General features: G+C 68.1%; 16 protein-coding genes. 1 reads left to right on the forward strand and 15 read right to left on the reverse strand.

The annotated features are described in order from the left end of the window. Positions 1-171: 171 nt before the first annotated feature. Positions 172-852, reverse strand: coding sequence for a ComF family protein (locus AC6LJ5_RS10075; protein ID WP_498140380.1), 681 nt, complete (start codon positions 850-852; stop codon positions 172-174). 142 nt (positions 853-994) lie between these two features. On the opposite strand from AC6LJ5_RS10075, the gene AC6LJ5_RS10080 reads away from it, so the two are divergent. Then, complete coding sequence (locus tag AC6LJ5_RS10080) at positions 995-1,930, forward strand: methyltransferase domain-containing protein (protein ID WP_103271433.1); 936 nt, start codon at positions 995-997, stop codon at positions 1,928-1,930. 151 nt (positions 1,931-2,081) lie between these two features. Here AC6LJ5_RS10080 and AC6LJ5_RS10085 read toward each other — a convergent pair whose 3' ends face one another. The 14 genes from AC6LJ5_RS10085 to AC6LJ5_RS10150 form a co-directional block, all read right to left on the reverse strand. Continuing rightward, a complete protein-coding gene (locus AC6LJ5_RS10085) occupies positions 2,082-3,317 on the reverse strand; it encodes a YbdK family carboxylate-amine ligase (RefSeq protein ID WP_498140381.1) in 1,236 nt (411 codons plus the stop codon). Positions 3,318-3,666: 349 nt separating this feature from the next. Then, positions 3,667-5,136 (reverse strand): TrkH family potassium uptake protein, encoded by a 1,470-nt coding sequence (locus AC6LJ5_RS10090; RefSeq protein ID WP_392412931.1) that lies wholly within the window; start codon positions 5,134-5,136, stop codon positions 3,667-3,669. A 7-nt stretch (positions 5,137-5,143) separates the two neighbouring features. Next, positions 5,144-6,523, reverse strand: coding sequence for a Trk system potassium transporter TrkA (gene trkA, locus AC6LJ5_RS10095; protein ID WP_498140382.1), 1,380 nt, complete (start codon positions 6,521-6,523; stop codon positions 5,144-5,146). After that, positions 6,520-7,212: a response regulator gene (locus AC6LJ5_RS10100; protein WP_498140383.1), complete on the reverse strand. Its 693-nt coding sequence runs from the start codon at positions 7,210-7,212 to the stop codon at positions 6,520-6,522. The genes trkA and AC6LJ5_RS10100 overlap by 4 nt, the downstream gene beginning before the upstream one ends. 11 nt (positions 7,213-7,223) lie before the next feature. Next, the gene (locus AC6LJ5_RS10105; RefSeq protein ID WP_498140384.1) at positions 7,224-9,545 is read right to left on the reverse strand and encodes a sensor histidine kinase; all 2,322 of its coding nucleotides are present in this window, start codon (positions 9,543-9,545) and stop codon (positions 7,224-7,226) included. Further along, on the reverse strand, positions 9,542-10,132 hold the full coding sequence (locus tag AC6LJ5_RS10110; RefSeq protein WP_103271439.1) for a DUF4390 domain-containing protein: 591 nt from the start codon (positions 10,130-10,132) through the stop codon (positions 9,542-9,544). The genes AC6LJ5_RS10105 and AC6LJ5_RS10110 overlap by 4 nt, the downstream gene beginning before the upstream one ends. Before the next feature lie 40 nt (positions 10,133-10,172). After that, positions 10,173-11,510, reverse strand: coding sequence for a 16S rRNA (cytosine(967)-C(5))-methyltransferase RsmB (gene rsmB, locus AC6LJ5_RS10115; protein ID WP_498140385.1), 1,338 nt, complete (start codon positions 11,508-11,510; stop codon positions 10,173-10,175). A gap of 123 nt (positions 11,511-11,633) precedes the next feature. Beyond that, positions 11,634-14,018 (reverse strand): fimbria/pilus outer membrane usher protein, encoded by a 2,385-nt coding sequence (locus AC6LJ5_RS10120; protein WP_498140386.1) that lies wholly within the window; start codon positions 14,016-14,018, stop codon positions 11,634-11,636. A gap of 44 nt (positions 14,019-14,062) precedes the next feature. After that, complete coding sequence (locus AC6LJ5_RS10125; protein ID WP_498140387.1) at positions 14,063-14,776, reverse strand: fimbria/pilus chaperone family protein; 714 nt, start codon at positions 14,774-14,776, stop codon at positions 14,063-14,065. Between the two features lie 75 nt (positions 14,777-14,851). After that, on the reverse strand, positions 14,852-15,487 hold the full coding sequence (locus tag AC6LJ5_RS10130; RefSeq protein WP_498140388.1) for a DUF1120 domain-containing protein: 636 nt from the start codon (positions 15,485-15,487) through the stop codon (positions 14,852-14,854). Between the two features lie 38 nt (positions 15,488-15,525). After that, the gene (locus tag AC6LJ5_RS10135) at positions 15,526-16,197 is read right to left on the reverse strand and encodes a DUF1120 domain-containing protein (RefSeq protein WP_103271443.1); all 672 of its coding nucleotides are present in this window, start codon (positions 16,195-16,197) and stop codon (positions 15,526-15,528) included. 50 nt (positions 16,198-16,247) lie between these two features. Continuing rightward, positions 16,248-17,066 (reverse strand): hypothetical protein, encoded by an 819-nt coding sequence (locus AC6LJ5_RS10140; protein ID WP_498140389.1) that lies wholly within the window; start codon positions 17,064-17,066, stop codon positions 16,248-16,250. Between the two features lie 46 nt (positions 17,067-17,112). Continuing rightward, on the reverse strand, positions 17,113-17,826 hold the full coding sequence (locus tag AC6LJ5_RS10145; protein WP_498140390.1) for a DUF1120 domain-containing protein: 714 nt from the start codon (positions 17,824-17,826) through the stop codon (positions 17,113-17,115). 174 nt (positions 17,827-18,000) lie between these two features. Beyond that, positions 18,001-18,688 (reverse strand): extracellular solute-binding protein (locus AC6LJ5_RS10150; protein WP_498140391.1); only part of this gene is annotated, 688 nt, incomplete at its 5' end.

An 18,688-nucleotide genomic window follows, 5' to 3' on the forward strand; every position in this document is an offset into this window, starting at 1 on the left:
AGGAAAAAAGTCAGTGGGAGCAAGCGTGCAGGCAAGGGCGCGAGTCGGACCGCGCCCGTGCGGAATTGTCGCCGATTTCTCCATGGCGGCCGGCCACGCCCTGGCCGATGCGCGCAGCCTGGATCGTACCCGTGCCTCTGCGGAACGCGCGCGGCCGCGTATCCAGGCCGCTCACGACCCGCGCCCCGGCGTGCGCGCGACGGCCAGCACGGTCACGCTGAGCGCGCCGGCCGCCAACAGCGCCCGCGCGGCGGCCTCGGCCGTGCTGCCCGTGGTCATCACGTCGTCCACCAGCGCCACGTGCCGGCCGCGCACGCCCTGCCCGCGAAATACGCCAGCCAGGGCGACGCGGCGCTCGCGCCGGCCCAGCCCCGCCTGCCGTGGCGTTTCGCGCAGGCGCAGCAGCGCGCCCTGCCGCAGCGGCAGATCCAGCGCGGTCGCCAGGCTGCGGGCGATCTCCATGGCCGGGTTCATGCCACGCCGACGCAGCGAGGCCCGGCTGGCCGGCACGGCAGCCAGCACCGCATCGGCAGGCAGGGGTGCCTCCCGGGCGACGGCCGCCCCCAGCAGGCGCGCCAGCACCGGCGCCAGCGACAGGCGCAGCCGGGTCTTCAACTGACCGATCAGGGCCACGCCCGGCGGCTCGTAGTCGAATGCCACGATGGCGCGCAGGTAGGCGGGCGGCCGGCTCAGGCAGCCCGCGCACAGCGGGGCCGGCTGGCGCAGGCGCTGCGCGCAGCGCGGACAACGCGCGCCCGGCTCACGGCAGCTACGGGTGACGTCGGCCTCGCAGCCCGCGCACAGGCGCGCGCCCCGCACCCGCGCGCCGCACAGCGGACAATCGCAGCCCATGGCCGATGCCAGCCGCGACCACAGTTGTCGGCCGGCGCGTCGTAGGGGAAATCGGGACGGGCGGCCCGGATGCGCAATAATGTCTGCCATCCCGTCATCAAATCATGTTCCGCCCGCCCCTTCCGACGCGGGCGCGACCGAAATGTCCCTTCCCGAATCCGCCCCCCTGCCCACCCTGCCCATCGTCAGCGCCGACGTGCCGCGCCAGTTCGCGCGCCGTGGCGACCTGTCCGAGGCCCAGTTCCTCTATGGCGAAGTCGCCCGCCGCATGCTGGGCCGGCTGCAATACATCCGGCTGGCGCCGCAGGCCATGCTGGACGCGGGCTGTGGCGCGGGCGACAACCTGCCGCTGCTGCGTGAGCGCTATCCGGACGCGGCCTACACCGGCCTGGACAACTGCGAGCCGCTGCTGGCCGCCGCGCGCAAGCGCCACGCGCCGGGCGGGCTGGGCGCCTGGATCGGCAAGCTGGCGCGCCGTGGCCCGGCCGCGCCCGCCTTCATCAATGGCGACCTGGCGCAGACCGGCCTGGCGCCGGAATCGCTGGAGCTGGTCTGGTCCAACCTGGCCCTGCACTGGCACCGCGCGCCGCACGCGGCGCTGGCCGAATGGCGGCGCGTGCTGAAGGTCGGCGGGCTGGCCATGTTCTCCTGTCTGGGACCGGCCACGCTGCGCGAGCTGCGCCAGGCGCTGGCCGATGCCGGCCTGCGCACCGCCACGCCGTCCTTCGTGGACATGCACGACTTCGGCGACCTGCTGGTGGAAAACGGCTTCGCCGATCCGGTGATGGATCAGGAAATCCTGACACTCACCTACCGCAGCCCGGAAAAACTGCTGCAGGACGTGCGCGCGCTGGGCGGCAATCCCGCCGAAGGCCGCCGCGGCGGGCTGGTGGGCCGGAACTGGCGCGACCGGCTCTATGCGGCGCTGGAAGCCCAGCGCCGCCCCGACGGCGTGATCGCGCTGAGCATCGAAGTGGCCTACGGCCATGCCTGGCGGGCCGCCGCGCACCGCGCCGCCACCGGCGAGACGCGGTTGTCTGTCAGCGCCATCGGCGGACGCCAGCCCCGCAATCCCTGAACCGGCACGGCCACCAGCGCCGCCGCGCCGGGCAGGCCACGGCGCAACCGGACGGGAACGCCCGTGCCGCCCAGGCACGGATTGCCTGAGAACGTCCCACGACCAAAGAAAAAGGGGCCCGCAGGCCCCTGTTCATACTCCTCCGCCGAGTTCAATGCAGGCGGTCGGGCACGATGACGCCCGGCTCCGCGCCGGGCAGCGCGGCCATGGGCTCGGACGTGGCGCGAATGCGCCGGCGCAACACGGCGGCCGGCTCGGCCGGCGCCGGCTCGCGGTTCGAGCCGCGCCAAGCCGTGGACATGGCCTCCACCACCAGCGGCAGGTCGCGCAGGCGGTGGAACTGGTTGCGCAGCCAGCGCGAATCGTTGCCGCTGCGCATGGCGTCGTCGCGCAGGGCCGCGATCATGTCGCCGGTGCCCAGCTCTTCGGCCACCGGCATCAGGCGCTGGAACAGCGCGCGCAGATGGTCGATCAGGCGCATGCGCTGGCCGTCGGGCGTGACATAGCTGCCCTGCAGGCCGAAACGGCAGGCCTGGAAATGATTGCTGCGATAGGACAGCCAGGCCTTGTCACTGGGTTCGGGCTCGCGCATCAGCAGCACCGCCAAGGCCTGGGCCAGGGCGGCGATCTGGCACGCGCGCTCGACCGTCAGCGGCGTGTCGCAGACACGGATCTCGACCGTGCCGAATTCGGGCTTGGGCCGGATGTCCCAGTACAGGTCCTTGATGCTCTCGGCCAGGCCATAGGCGCGCAGTTGCGACAGGTGGGCCTCGAACTGGTACCAGTCCTTCACCTCCGGTGGCATGTGGCCGGCCAGCGGGAAGCTGTTGACGGCGTTCAGGCGCGAGCACGAGAACAGCGTGTCCACGCCCTCGCAATAGGGCGAGGACGCCGACAGCGCGATGAAATGGGGCACGTAGGGCGACAGGCGGCGCACCAGCCGGATGGCGTCGTCCCCGCTTTTCACGCCCAGGTGGATGTGCTGGCCGAACACCGTGAATTGACGCGCCAGGTAACCGTACATTTCGGCCAGGTACTGGAAGCGCGGCGTGTCGGAAATGGAGCGTTCCTGCCAGCGCATGAACGGGTGGGCGCCGCCGCCCGCCACGGAAACGCCGACGGCGTCCGCCGCCTCGACCAGCGCATCGCGCATCTCGCGCATCTCGGCCAGGAGGCCCATGGGGTGCTCATGCACCGAGGAATTCAGTTCGATCATGGACCGCGTGATTTCCGGTTTGACGCGGTCGGCGATGAGGTGGTTGGCCATCTGGGCCAGCAGCTCGTCGGAAGCTGCCGTCAGGTCGTAGCTGGTCGGGTCGATCAGTTGCAGCTCGAGCTCGATGCCCAGGGTGTTCGGGGCCGACGAAACGAACGGAATCTGTTCCATCTCTGACTCCTTCGGATGTTTGATGAGGGAATGCGTCGTTCGGCCTTGAAGCCCGGCAACTTCCCGGGGGGCGCTAGACGACGACTTATGGACGCATGATAGCCGCAGGTTTGTGGCAATAAGATGGAGAATCGTGACATTTGTATGCAACATCAAGAAACACACGAACTCTTCCCTCGGCGCCATGTGAGCAAGCACTTACAGCGTAGGAACGGCGGGGCTTGCCGGCCAATTCATCCGATCGGACCAGTCCTAACGGGGCTTTCGAGCGGGGATGGGATTACCCTGATTAGGGTAATTACCTATCAATTTCGGGCCAAAAACGGCCCGCGCGCGGACGGCCGGGGGCCTATTTCCGCCAGAAAATCGGCGTGAAAAGCACCAGCACGGTCAGCAGTTCCAGCCGCCCGATCAGCATGGCGAAGGTGCAGACCCAGATCTGGAAGTCGGACAACACGGCGAAGTTGCCCATGGGGCCGACCGGGCCCAGCCCGGGGCCGGTGTTGTTGACGCTGGCGAACACGGCCGAGAAGGCCGTGATGGGATCCAGGCCGGACAGCAGCAGCAGGCTGGTGAACACCGCGATGGACAGCCCGTAGAACAGCATGAAGGCCAGCACCGAGGCCATGGTCCGGGCTTCCACCGCCCGGCCGTTGATCCGCACCGGACTGACCGCGTGGGGATGCAGCATGGTGACAAGCTCGTTGCGCGCCTGCTTGATCAGCAGGATGGCGCGGATCATCTTGATGCCGCCGCCGGTCGAGCCGGCCGAGGTGGCGAAACCCGACAGTAGCAGCATGGTCAGCGGCGCGAACAGCGGCCACTGGGCGAAATCGGTGTTGGCGTAGCCCGTGGTGGTCGCCATGGATATGGTGTTGAACATGCCGTAGCGCAGCGCCTGCAGCGGCTCGGCGTAGACGCCCTTGACGTACAGGAACACCGAGATCACCAGCCCCACGCCCAGCACGACCACCAGGTAAGGAATGGCCTCGGGGCAGCGCAGGTAGGCCCGCGCGCTGCGCTGGCGGAAGGCGTTGAAGTGGGTGGCGAAGTTGATGCCGGCAATCAGCATGAACACCATGGCCACGATTTCCACCGGCACCGAATCGAAGTGGGCGAAACCGTCGTCCCAGGTGGAAAAGCCGCCCAGGCCCATGGTGGTGGCCATGTGGCACCAGGCCTCGAACCAGGACAGGCCCACGGCCCGGTAGGACAGGAAACAAAGGATGGAGAAGACGAAGTACACCGCGTACAGCGCCTTGGCGGTGCTGGCGATGCGCGGCGTCAGGCGCTCGTCCTTCATCGGGCCCGGCGTCTCGGCGCGCACGACCTGATGGCCGCCCACGCCCAGCAACGGCAGAATGGCCACGGCCAGCACCAGGATGCCCATGCCGCCGATCCAGATCAGCGTGGCGCGCCACAGGTTGATGGACGGCGGCAGCGCGTCCAGGTTGGTGAGCACGGTGGCGCCGGTGGTGGTCAGGCCGGACATGGCCTCGAAATAGGCGCCGGTGAAGGACAGCGGCATGCCGGCGCGATGGAAATACAGCATCAGCGGGATCGCCGCCAGCAGCGGCAGGCCGGCCCACACGGCCGACACCAGCACGAAGCCATCGCGCGCCCGCAGCTCGCTGCGGTTGCGCCGCGTCAGCACCGCCAGCCCGCCGCCGATGCCGATCGACAGCAGGAAACCGTGCAGGAAGGCGTCGCGCGCCGCGTCCTGGCCGACGTAAGCCACCACCAGCGGGATCAGCATGGTGAAGGCGAACATCACCATGGTCAGGCCCAGTATGTAGAGGGTGGCCAGTACGCGCTTCATGTCCGTGCTAGAAGAAAGAGGCGGAAACCTGGAACAGCTTTTCCACGCGCGGCATCTGCTTGCGCGAGGGCACGAACACGATCACGTGGTCGTCGGCCTCGATCACGGTGTCGGCGTCGGGCAGGATGATCTCGTCGCCGCGCACCAGCGCGCCGATGCTGGCGCCCTTGGGCAGGCTGATCTGGCCCACCGGGCGTCCCACTACCTTGGAATTGGAGCGGTCGCCGTGGGCGATGGCCTCCAGCGCCTCGGCCACGCCCTGGCGCAGCCGGTGCACCGCGGCCACGTCGCCGCGCCGCACATGGCGCAGCAGCTCGCTCATGGTGGCCTGCGACGGCGACACGGCGATGTCGATATGGCTGCCCTGCATGAGCTCGCCGTAGGCCTGGCGGTTGATCAGCGCGATCACCTTGCGCGCGCCCAGCCGCTTGGCCAGCAGCGAGGACATGATGTTGTCCTCGTCGTCGCTGGTCAGCGCCAGCCAGGTGTCCATGTCCTCGATGTTCTCGCGCTCGAGCAGGTCCTCGTCGGTGCCGCTGCCGTGCAGCACCAGCACGTTGTCGGGCAGCTGCGTGGCCAGGTACTCGCAGCGCTTGAGGTCGTGCTCGATGATGCGCACGCTGTAGTTCTCGTCGGCCAGCTGGCGCGCCAGCCGCAGGCCGATGTTGCCGCCGCCGGCAATCATGACGCGGCGCACGGCCTTCTCGGCCTCGCGCAGCTGGCGCACGGCGCGGCGCGCATGGCGGGTATCGACCAGCAGCACCACCTCGTCGCCCGGCGCGATCACGGTGCCGCTGCCGCCGCGCACCGGACGCCCGCCACGCAGCACGTCGATCACGCGCGCGGTCACGTCCGGCCAGACCTCGCGCAGCTTGTCGATGGAATGGTGGGCCATCGGACTGCCGTGGCCAACGCGCACGGTCACCACGCTGACGCGGCCTTCGGCGAATTCCACCACCTGCAGGGCTTCGGGGAATTCGATCAGGCTGTGCAGATAGGTGGTGACGCTGCGCTCCGGACTGATCAGGGCGTCGATGCAGAAGCCATCATCGCTCATCAGCTCGGGATGCTCGGGAAACTCGGCCGAGCGGATGCGGGCGATGCGCCGCGGGATGTTGAACAGCTGGCGCGCGATCTTGCACGCCACCATGTTGGCGGTGTCGGACGCGGCACAGGCGATGAACAGGTCGGTGTCGGCCGCGCCGGCGGTCTCCAGCACCGACACCTGCGCGCCGTCGCCATGGACCACGCGCAGGTCGAAGTGTTCTTGCAGGTATTGCAGCTGACTGGGATCGGAATCGATGACCGTGATGTCGTTTTCCTCGGACACCAGGTTTTCCGCCACGCTGGTGCCTACGCGCCCAGCGCCCATGATCAGGATCTTCATGCGCCCCGCTTGCGGGCCGACTCAATGCCCAATTGCTTGAGCTTGCGGTAGAGGTGGGTGCGTTCGAGGCCGGTGCGCTCGGACACCCGGGTCATGCTGTGGCTTTCCCGGACCAGGTGGTATTCGAAATAGATGCGCTCGAACTCGTCGCGCGCCTCGCGCAGGGGCTGGTCCAGCGAGATGCTGCCCAGCTGGCCGTTGGACGTGACCGGCACTTCGCCGGCCGGCGCGGTGGTCAGGGGCGGCGGGTCGAGCTCGTCCTCCAGGGCCACGGCGGCGCTGGCGATGGACGGATGGGCGGCCGCCGGCGCCGGGTGCGGTGCGCGGCCGCGCGCCAGGCCGGCGGCGACGGTCTTGAGCAGGCGCTGCAGCGTGATCGGCTTTTCCAGGAAATCCATGGCGCCGATGCGGGTGGCCTCGACCGCGGTGTCGATGGTGGCGTGGCCGCTCATCATGATCACCGGCATGTCCAGCATGCCCTGGGAGGCCCATTCCTTGAGCAGGCTCACGCCATCGGTGTCGGGCATCCAGATGTCCAGCAACACCAGGTCGGGACGCATGCGAAGGCGCGCGGCGCGCGCTTGCGCCGCGTTTTCGGCCAGTTCGACCGTGTGTCCTTCGTCGTAAAGGATTTCCGACAAGAGTTCGCGAATACCGACTTCGTCGTCAACCACCAGGATTCTGGCCATAAAGCATCCACCTATTGCGTAGCCGCATTATCCTTTTCTTGCGCGGTCGCGTCCATAGTATCGGCTCCCGGCGCAAGCCGGGTCAACAAGATGGAAATCCGCGCGCCGCCGTCCTTGCGGTTGGCAAGGTCGATCCGGCCGCCATGTTCTTCAACGATCTTGCGCACGATCGCCAATCCTAACCCAGTCCCGTGGGACTTGGTGGTGACGTAGGGCTCGAAGGCCCGCTGCAGCACCTGCGGCGGAAAGCCCGGGCCGGTATCGGCCACCGTGAAGCGCAGCGCCTGCTGGTCGGCGCGGTCCGGCTGCTCGCTGCGCATGAGCTGGGTGGTCACGCTGACCCGCCCTTCCCCGCCCAGCTCGGCGATGGCGTCGCGGGCGTTGGACAGCAGGTTATGGATGACCTGGCGCAGCTGCGTGGGGTCGCCCTCGATGGCCGGCAGGCCGGCCTCCAGCGTCACGTCCAGGTTCAGGGCCTTCTCGCCGAAGCGGCCGGCGCCGCCGCCCTCGGGGTCCCAGCCGTACAGCGACAGCACGTCGGCCACCAGGGCGTTGAAATCGATGCGCTGCATGACGGCCGGCGGCGTGCGCGCGTATTCGCGGAAATCGTCCACCATCTGCTTGAGCGAGGCCACCTGGTTGACGATGGTGTTGGTCGAGCGCTCGACGATCTGCGCCTCGGCCGGCGGCAGCTTGCCTTCCAGCTTCATGGCCAGCCGCTCGGCCGACAACTGGATCGGCGTCAGCGGGTTCTTGATCTCGTGGGCCAGCCGGCGCGCCACCTCGCCCCAGGCCACGGTGCGGTTGGCGGAAATCACCTCGGTGATATCGTCGAACACGACCAGGTAGCCGTTGCCGCGGCCGTCCACCCGCAGGTGGGTGCCGCGCGCCAGCAGCGTCAGCGGCTGGGGCGCGATGTCGCCGTCGGCCGATGCGGCCGGCGTGATTTCGAACTGCTGCTGCCAGTGCTGGCGCTCGGAGCCGACGGCGGCGTGGGCCGAGAAAGCCTGGCGCACGACGTTGGCGAACTCCAGCATGCCGCCCACGGTTTCCAGCGGCCGGCCGATGACCGAGCGCAGATCGGCCTGCAGGATGGTCTGCGCGCCCTGATTGACGGTGGTGACGCGGAAGGACTCGTCGAACGCCAGCACGCCGGAAGACAGGTTCGACAGCACGCTTTCCAGATAGACGTTGGAGCGTTCCAGCTGCTGGCGGTTGCTCTCGACCATGCGGCGGGCCTCGTCCAGCTGGCGCGTCATGGCGTTGAACGAGCGGGTCAGCTGGCCGACTTCGTCGCGTTCGGGCGGCTCGGGCAGCGGCCGGTAGTCGCCCACGCCCACGGCCTGCGTGCCGGCGGCCAGGCTGAGCAACGGGCGCACCAGGCGCTTGGACAGCGACAGCGCCACGGCGATGGCGCCGAAGGCGGCCAGCAGCAGCGCCAGCGTCAGCGTGATGCCATAGAGCTTGCGCAGGCCCAGCCGCGACAGGGCCAGCTCCTGGTAGTCGCGGAACCCCTGCTGCACCTGATTGGCGTTGTGCGCGATCTGCTCCGGCACGGGCTGGAGCAATTGCAGCCAGCGCGGCTCGGGGGCGGCGCTGAGCGGGCTGTCGTAGCGGTCGGGGCCGGTCAGCGCAATGATGACGCGCAGGTGCAGCCCGCCGTCGGCGCCGGCCGTGACGGGATCGTCCGCCTCGGCCGCGGAGTAGCCGCGGGCCACCCGCAGCTGATTCATGACCGCCGCCGGCGGCATGGCCGGCAGCAGCTGCCCATACTGATTGGTGGAAAACGCCACCATCCGCCCGCTGCCGGTGAATACCATGGCCTCCTGCACGCCGTTGGCCTCGCGCAGCCGCGTCAGGGCCAGCGACACGCCCACGTCGGTATTGCGGTTCAGCTCCACCGCCATCGAGCGGGCGCGGGCGTCCAGGTCCGCCAGCTGGGAATCCAGCGCGGCGCGGCCCAGGTTCAGGCCCGCCTCCAGCGCCGTGTCCACCCGCACGTTGAACCAGGATTCGATGGAGCGCGACATGAACTGCACCGACACGGTGTAGATCAGCGCGCCCGGCACCACGCCGATCAGCGCGAAGGCCAGCGCGAAGCGGGCGGTCAGGCGGGCGCCGAACTGCCGGCGGCGGATCTGCCGCGCCAGCCGCACGGTCAGCGCCACCACCCAGACGAACAGCGCCAGCGCGAAGATCCCGTTCAGGATCAGCAGGACGTCGTAATAGCGCGCGAAGCGCGAGGCATTGCCGGTGGACCAGGCCAACAGGCCCAGCAGCCCCAGGCCGCTGATGGCGCCCACCACCAGGGCCAGCCTGAGCAGCAACCTCATGATGGGTCTTTCTCCAAGCCGTTGATCTCGAAGACGAAATCGACCCAGGGGGTGGCCTGGATCCAGGAACTGCTGTTCAGCGCGTTCACCTGGAAGGGCCGGGGCAACAGCGAGGTATCCAGCCGCAGGCGCAGCTGGCCGTCGTAACGGGTGTCTTCATCGAAATCGTCGGCGTCGGCCACCTGCCAGTTGCGGATGTGCCGGATCACGCTCATGGCGTCGTCCAGCGAGGCCACGGGGAAGCTCAGCTCGCCCACGCCCGCCCGCCATTGCCGCGTCAGCGCGTTGTAGGTCACGCGCCAGGTGCGGGTGGTGTCAACCAGGGATTTGTTGAACCACCACCAGCGATCGCGGGTGATGGTGAGGTCGGCGGTGAAGTACAGCGGCACGCCGCGCTGGGCGGCATCGCGCAATTGCTGGTTCAGCTCGAATTCCACGTCGGCGTCGATCTGGAGCTTGCCGTCGCGCACAGCGGGCTGGACGCTGACGACGCGCGGCTCGGAAGCGTGCGCCTGCCCGCCCGGCATGAGAAACAGCAAGGAAGAAGCCAGCAACAACCCGAAAAATAAGCGCGAAATGATGGACATACGACACCGCTACACCGTTATGCCCCTTATTCTTGGCGATTCAGGACGGCTTGGCAAACAAGGCGTAGAAAAATCCGTCCTGTTGCTCGGCCGGTGTTGCATCGACCGCAACAGGCAGCAGTTGGCCGGGCGCGTCCAGTCGCCGGGCCTCGGGGTGGCGCTGCAGGAATTCCAGCGCCTGGCGCGTGCCCTCGATCGGGAACACCGAGCAGGTCACGTACAGCAGGCGCCCGCCCGGCGCCACGGTGCGCCACAGGGCATCCAGGATGCGGGTCTGCAACGCGGCGGTGCGGCGCAGGTCGTTTTCGCGGCGCAGCCAGCGGATGTCGGGATGGCGCCGCACGATGCCAGATGCGGTGCACGGCACGTCGGCCAGCACGGCGTCGAAGGGCTTGCCGTCCCACCAGGCGTCCAGGTCGGCGGCGTCGGCGGCCTGCAGCCGCACCCGGTCGCCGCCCAGGCCAAGACGGTCCAGGTTCTGGCCGACCCGCTCCAGGCGACCGGCGTCGGCGTCCAGGGCCAGCAGGTCGATGTCCGCCAGCTCCAGCAGGTGGGCGGTCTTGCCGCCCGGGGCCGCGCAGGCGTCCAGCACCCGCATGCCGTCGGCCGGAGCCAGCAATTCGGCGGCCCGTTGCGCGCCGGCGTCCTGGACCGACCACCAGCCCTCGGCGAAGCCCGGCAACTGGACCACCGGCCGGGGCGTCGCCACCACCAGGCCGGCCGCGCCCACCGGCTCGGCCGCCAGGCCGGCGTCCTGGAACGCGGCCAGCACCTGTTCGCGGCTGGCGCGGCGGCGGTTCACGCGCAAGGTCAGCGGGGCCGGCAGATTGGCGGCCTGCAGGATCGCCTGCCAGTGCTGCGGATAAGCCACGCGCAGCTGCTTGACCCACCAGCCCGGGTGGTTCCACTGGGCCTCGGGGCTGTCGGCCACGGCCGCCGCCAGCGCCTCGCGTTCGCGCAGGAAGCGGCGCAGGCAGCCGTTGAGCAACCCTTTGAACGCAGCCAGGGCGCGGGCCTTGGACGCGGCCGTCACGGCCTGGTCCACCACCGTGTGCGGCGCGTAGACCGGCATGCCCGGCACGGCGGCCGCGGCCTCGCCTTCCGCCTTCAGCAGGGTCAGCGACACCAGCAGCAGGGACTCGAACAGGACGTTGGGATAGCGCTGCACCAGTTCCCGCCCGACCGCGTCGGCCCAGCCCAGGTAGCGCATCGCGTGGAACGACACCGCCTGCACCGCCGGTCGCAGCGCGCCATCGACGTCGGCCAGCGCCTCGGTCAGGGACCGGCCGTCCAGGACCTCTTCGATCACCCCCGCGCTGGAAAGCAGGACAGAGGATAGCGGCGGGGCCAGATGGGGGGTGTCGGAACGCGTGGACATGGCAGGAAATCAAGGGATAAGACCGCTATGGTAGCCCGGCGGCGGCGGCCGCGCCGGCAAGAGACCGCCCGGGACGCCGGACGGACGCGTCCCGGGCCCCGCCTTCCCCAGGCTCCGCCCTCCTTACGACGCCGCCTTCCCGGGCGGAAGCTTGCGGCACACGGCCAGCGCGTCCTGATAGGGGCGATCCGGGTCCGGCTTGCCCTCGGGCGTGAACTCCAGATAGCACTTGCTGCCATCCTGCAGCGTCACCTGCAACGGCGCGGGATAGTCATCGTCCAGGAATATCTGTCCCTGCCGGCCGACCAGCGTCACCAGGTTGCCGCGTCCGTCCATCACCGGCAGGCGTTCGGCCAGCGGCTGCCGGTCGGTCTCCAGGACGGCGGATAGCAGGTAGCGCTGGACCTGCCGCAGATTGAAGTCCAGCACCTGCACCGAGCCGCGGGCCGGCTTGACCGATTGAACGCCGTTCGGCAGGTTGGCGTTGCGCGGCAGGCTGGCAGTGCTGATTTCCACCGAGCTTTCGCCATAGGCCGTCAGTCCCGGAATCACGGCGTTGCCCCAGGCGTCCGTCCAGACCGGGCCCGAAGGCGTCTGGATTTCCACCCCGCCCAGGTCGCCGACCTTGGCGATGCCGAACGTGTCGCCCACCTCATAGGGCGAGAACGCCACCGCGCCACCCGCGCCCACCACCGAGCCCTGCACCCCCCAGTTCGTCGACACGCCGCCTTGCGAACCCCGGTTGGCGGACAGGTTGACGCGCGCGTAGCGCGGCATCGCGTCGATCGATGCCGACGAATTGACCGCGCCGTCGGGCCTGGCGACGCTCGAGCTGACGCTGTAGCTGAACTGCGGGCTGACGGTGTCGGAGTAAGTAGCGCCAACACTGCCGCTATTGCCTGACTTGCTGACATAGGTGCTGGCGCTGGCGCTGCCCAGGGGGAAGCTCAGCGTCAGGAAATACTGGTTTTCCGATCGCGCCCGCGTGCCCGTGCTGAGATCCTTGGCCATGGACAGGCTGACCGAGGTGCGGGCGAAGCTCCGGTTCCAGGACAGCGTCGCGCGGTTGCGCTTGCCTTCCTGGCGGGACAGGCGGCTGGTGGTATAGGCTGCGGAAAAGGCGCCCAGGGTCGGGGAGAACCAGGACACGCCGGCGGTGTAGGTCTGGCTCGCGCTGGGCAAAATCCTGGCATCCGGGCGCGGCGCCTGCACCACCTGCGCCAGGTCGCGATAGCCTTCCGTCTGCAAGGTGGCCGACAGGCTCGTGGACAAGCGCTCGACCGGCGTGGCCGACAGGTTCGCCGTGATCTGCTGGCCCTGGAGCTTCTCGCCCGCGAAGCTGGCGCTGGACGCGCGCACGCCGATCGAAGCGCTGAGCGCATCGCTGGGGTTGACTGAAACCCCGGCGGCCAGTGCGCGGTACGGGGCGGACACCAGAACGCCGGCGTTGAGGGTGCTGCGGCTGCCCAGGCTCCAGCCGTTGCTGACGGTGGCGACCAGCGGCGTCCGGCTGTCACTGCCGCGCGAGGCCTGGTAACGCCCCACCGCGGCGGACAGCCCTTGCGGGGCGACGTTGCGCACATTGCCGAACGACGCGGCCGGCACGACGAACTGCTGCCGTTCGCCGCTGGCGGCGATCACCTGGACCTCCAGGTCAGAATTGCCGCTGACGATGGGCACATCATTGATGGTGAAGGCGCCTGCCGGCACCTGGGTCATCAGGATCAGCCGGCCCAGCTGCCGCACCTCGATCCGGCTCTGGCCCGTGGCGATGCCGCTGAAGTTGACGCCCGAGGCCAGCGTCTGGCGCAGCGCCTGTTCGGGAAAAAGCTGCGCGCCGCGCAACGTGCCGACGGAGAACAGCGAACCGGCGGGCGAGATCTGGCCCGCCTGGAACGTCGAGCGCACGCTCGGCACGGCATGTTGCGCGTAGGTGTCGCCCTGCGTGAAGGTGGAGCGCCCTCCCTGTGAGTAATAGTCCTGGCGGCTGCGCAGGATCCAGTCGGCGATGTTCACGCCCGTTTCGGTATAGGCGCGCAGATACTGATAGCTCGAACCGCCGCTGGCGCTGCGCGAGCCGCTCACGTTGTAGTTCATCATGGCGGCGGCGCCGCCCGAGGCGTACTGCCCCTGGATCGACTGTTCGATGGGGGCGCGCGCCGCCAGCGGCGTCACGATATCGACCTGGGACTGGTTCGGCAGCTGCGTGATGGCGGTTTCCGGGTAGGCCTTGCGGTAATCCTGACAGGACTCCTCCGACGTGCCGTCCGGCACCTTCAGGCCGGCGCGCTGCAACAGCTCGGGCGTGAAACAGAGCGTGCCTTCATCGCTGAAGCGCACGTCCATCGTGCCCAGGTCCGTGCCGTTGACCACCAGGCGCACCCGGCTGACGCCGGGCAGAAAGCGCGCGGTCTTGCTGAAGTAGGCCGCGGCTTCGGGCGAGATGCCCAGCCGCTTCAAGGTTTGGGGATCGAACTGCTGCGCGAACGCGGCAGAGGAGACCGTCATGCAGAGAATCGCAGCCAGGCCCGCCGCCGCGTGCGCGCGCGGCTTCATTTCCCTGGTGTGGGCTTGCAGGCGCCCGACAAGGTGATTGCGTGGGTGCCCACGGCATAGCCGTAGACCGTGGCCGGCCAGATCGTGACCGTGCCGGCGGCGCCCGGCTGCTTGCCCTTGACGGGCAGCTCCAGGCGCTCGCCCGGCAGCAGGTAGGTCTTGGGCAGCGGCACGGCGATATTGCCGCTGTCCAGGCGCGCCTGCTGCGCCAGGCGCACCACGTAGGCGCTGTCATTGCACAGTCGCAGCCGGTCGCCGTCCACGGTCGCGGTCAGGCGCGTCCACGGATCCTTCAGCTTCTCCAGCGAACGCGGCTGGATGATCATGGGGATGTTCTGGCGGAAGGTGGTCTGGACCTGGTTGTCGGCGCCGCGCGCGAAGGGAATGCCCTCGAAGGACACGCGCTTGAGGCGCTGCGTGGCCAGCGGTCCCTTCTTGGTCAGCATGAAGCGCACCAGCTGGGACTGACCGGCCTCCAGCCGCGCCATGGGCGGGGTGGCGACGACCAGCTCCTCCTGGTCCTCGGCGATGTTCTCAATGGTGGTGTAGAGCAGCACGGGCGCCGTATCGGTGTTCTGCACGGTCATCGAGCCTTCGCCGGTGGCCTCGTCAACGATCAGCACGGAGCTTTCGGGAACGACGCCGGCGGCGCCGGCGGGATTGGCCAGCAACGCGCAGGCCAGGGAAACGCAGGTCAGGATGGTTTTCATAGCAATCAGCAGGAAAAAGGACGTGGTCAAGCCGGCCGTTGCCGGCCCGCGAAGAAGGTCATCGGGTAAGGCGGCCTACAGGAAAACGGCCGACAGATCTATCGCACCGTCGAGCTGGACCTCGCGGCCCAGGTACAGCGTGGAGGTCGGCGCGATGGCCGCCTCGATCCGCACGCCGACGGTGAGCGTGCGGCCGCTGGACGGGCGACGCTGCGTGTCGCGGGTCCAGGCGATCAGGTCGTTGGCGTCCGGGGCCGCGTCTGCGTCCAGCTCGCGCCAGGTCGCGCCGCCGTCGGACGATACGATCAGGCGCGCCGGCGAGCCGTCCAGCGTGGCGGTATCGCGCCGCCAGCGCAGCACGAACGCGCCCAGGTTCCTGCCGGCCGCCAGGCCCAGGCCCTGGCTGGCCTGCGGCGTCACGCCGAGCCGGCTGCTGGCCAGGGGACTGGCGCTGCCATCGCCGCCGGATTGGCGCAGCGCGACCGTCGCCGGCTGGTCGCAGCTGATGGTGATGTTGCGTTGTTGCGGCGGCAGCGGCGCGGCCTCGGCGGCGCGCAGCAGGTTGCGCTTGATCTTGCCGTAGTCGACCACGGCGCCGCCGCCCAGCTGGATGCGGCAATTGGCGGCTTGTGGCGCGGGAGAGGCGGCGAAACTCGCCGCGCTGAATGCAATACCCGTCAGGGCGTACAGGAAATTCAAGTAAGGCTTCATGGTCAGCCGGCTCTCCCGGCACGAGGCGGCGCAGGCCGCTAGAGATAGACCAGCGTCAGGACCGCGCCGCCGCTGAAGGGAACCTCGGTGGACACGCCAAGCTGGGCAATACGATCCAGCGCGACCTGGACGCGCATGGTGCCCTGGAATACGCTGCCGAAGGCCGGCTCCTTCAGGCCGGGCAGGCCCCAGGTTTCCAGGCTGCCGTCGTCATGGAAGAAATTGCCGACCGACGGGTCCCAGGACTTGCCGTTGTCGCCGCTGTAGATCGAGTCCGTGGCCTGGCCGTCCACCGTGAAGCCCGGAACCAGCATCAATGCCCAGGACCCGATGGCGCGCCCGGCCTCGTTGCGCAGGCCGTACTGGCGACTGGAGGACCAGCTCTTGCCATGCCCGCCGAAAAACACAATGGGATCCTTGAACGGCACCAGCCCGGCGTTAGGATCGCTGGCGGTCAGCGCCACCTTGGTCCTGGCTTCGCAGGAAATGCGCAGTTCCCGCTCGAGCACCGGCAGCAGCGTGTACGTGTCCTTGTTCAGGTCCTTCAGCTTCAGCTTGCCGTAGTTGAACGAACCCTGCTCGGAAACCTGCATCGTGCAGGCGGCAGGCTTGAGTTCGCCTTGCACCGCCACCTTGAAGGACGGGACTTGCGCGTATCCCGCCAGCGGCGCCATCGCGCAGGCCCAGGCGAGCAAAATTCGGAGTTTCATATTGGCAGGCTGTCGGCGGCCGGCGCGCCACGCGCGCCAACCGCCACGGATCAGATGTAGCTGAGGACGAGGGTGGTGGTACCGTAGAACGCCAGATCGGAAGAGATCTTCAGCGCCTCCTTCAGCGCCGTCTTCGACTGGATGACGGCGCCGATCACGATGTCGCCGCTAAACTCCTTCGCGGCCACCGGCACGGTGGACTGGCCGGACTCGGCGAAAGTCACGAACGTTGAGCCATCCGACTTCAGCTGCGAGGCGTGGGTCGCAGTGTCCGCGGCCGTGGTCCAGGTCGCCTTGTCGGCGCTGGTCACGACCACGGTCTTGGTGGATTTCCCGTTCGCGGCCGTGGTCGTGTAGCGGAAATTGCGGAACTGGAAGACATACCGGCCGATGCGCTCCTTCGACGTTGCCTGGTCGACCAGATCGTAGATATAGCCTTTCTTGGCCTCGGCCACGATGCCCGTGGCCGTGTGCTTGAGCCCGTTTTCATCAGGAACCGCCAGATTACTGGAGCCGCCGACAGACAAGGCGATTGCCGCATCACCGCTCTCGCACGTGATGGAAAAGGATTGGACGGCAGGCGGCAGCGGGGTCTCGGCTGTGTCCTTCAGAGAATCGACATTGACCTTGGTTTCGTTGAATTTGATTTCGGCGAGGGTGGGCTTGCAGCTGCCCGGAGTGATCGTGCCGCCGACGGCGACGTTCAGGCTGCTGGGTGCAGACGCGGCGCCAGGGGCGCCAGCTGCGGCGGCAGCCGGCGCGGCCGGCGCACTGGACTGTGCCGCAGCCGGCATCGACACGACCGTGGCTGCGCCAGCGGCGCATGCCAGGAGCGCGAGCAGGATCTTGCTGGATTGGATGTGTTTCATGTTGCTCTCGGGATATCGAAGCGCGCGTTACGCGATGCCGCCTGGATCAGAGGTAGTTCAGCGTGATGGTCGCGCCGCCGGAGATCTTGAGGTCGCCAGTCAATTTCAGGTCCTTCTTGGGCAGGATCGCCGGCGCCACGATCAGTTCGCCTTCGAATGTCGAGGCCAGGACGGGCGTGGTGTCGGCGGTGGGACTGGCAAAAGACAGATAGTCGGAACCGTTCGTCTTGAGCTGCCAGGCATCCCAGCCGTTCGATGCCGCGGTAGACCACGAGTTCTTGTCGGTGCTCTTGATGATCACGGCCTTGTTGGTGGAGGCTCCCGTGCCGCCGCCCGTGTACGAGAAATTGCGGAACTGCATGGCGAACACGCCGGCACGATTCTTGTTGTCGTCAACCAAGTCATACTGCGATTGGGGGTAGGTAGACGTGCCAGCCTGGGTGTGTTCCAGATTCCCCGTGGGGGCCGTCGCCGCGCTGGCGGTTGTCTGCGCGCTCAGCGCGATCGAGGTATCGGCGGTGCAGGTGATCTTCACTTTTTGGAGGATCATCGGCAACTGGGTCATCTTGTCGTTGTTCAACGACTTCGGATTGATGTTCTTCATGTCGAACGTCAAATCGCCCGACTCCGGCTTGCAACTTCCCGGGGTGATCGTGCCGCTGACCGTGATCTTGAAGGAAGGAGTCGCCTGGGCCATGGCGCCGGCGCTGGCGGCGCAAGCCAGGAGGGCGGCAAAAAGCTTGCTGGTACGGTGTTTCATAGATGTCTGATAAGCCAAGTAGGTACGTGTCGGAAGTCTCGTGCTGGGCTGCCCGGAACCAAGTAACGCCCGGCGCATTCATCACGGAAACTAAGGTAACAACCCGACACCGCACCGCACCATCAGACAATTCCGGTAGTAATGGTCCGGAAAAAAGTGACAGTCTTATCAGACCTACGGCGCCGGCTTCATGATGCGCGTCAGCCACGCCGCCCGCATATGGGACAGCTGGGCCGGCGTCACCCCAGCCCAGTCCAGCGGGATCAGCCTGGCGGCGACGCCCGGCGACAACAGCGGTATCCTGGCGCGCGCCGCCTCGCCAATCTTGGCCTTCTGGTTCGACGGCGCGTAGTACATCGCCTCGGCAAACGCCTGTTGCACCTGCGCGCCCAGTGAAAAATTGATGAAGGCTTGCGCCGCCTTGCCGTTGGACCGGCCGACGACCTGGGCGATCAGGATGGGCACGGCGACGGTTCCCTCACTGGGTACCGTCACGCCATAGCCGCTCAGGCTGTCCATCTGACTCTGGCTGCGGGAATTCCAACCCACGGCCAGCAGCACCTGCTTGCGCGCCACCAGCCAGTATTGATTCGGACGAGGCGTCCAGGTCTGGACATTGGGGCCGAGCTTCTCCAGGTACTCGAGGCCGGGATCCAGATCAGCGGCGCCATCAGGACTGCCGGCCAACCGATTGGCCAGCGCGGTCAGCGCGATCATGCTGCCGTTGACGTTGGCATTGGTCGAAATGGCGATCTTTCCGCGGTGCTTGGGGTCCCACAACTCGCGCCAGCTCCTGGGCGGCTGCGCAAAGGCCGATTTGGCGTACACCAGCGCCATGGAGTCGTACATGGCCGGCAGCGCC

The sequence above is a fragment of the Achromobacter sp. 1011791174 genome (assembly GCF_059760925.1).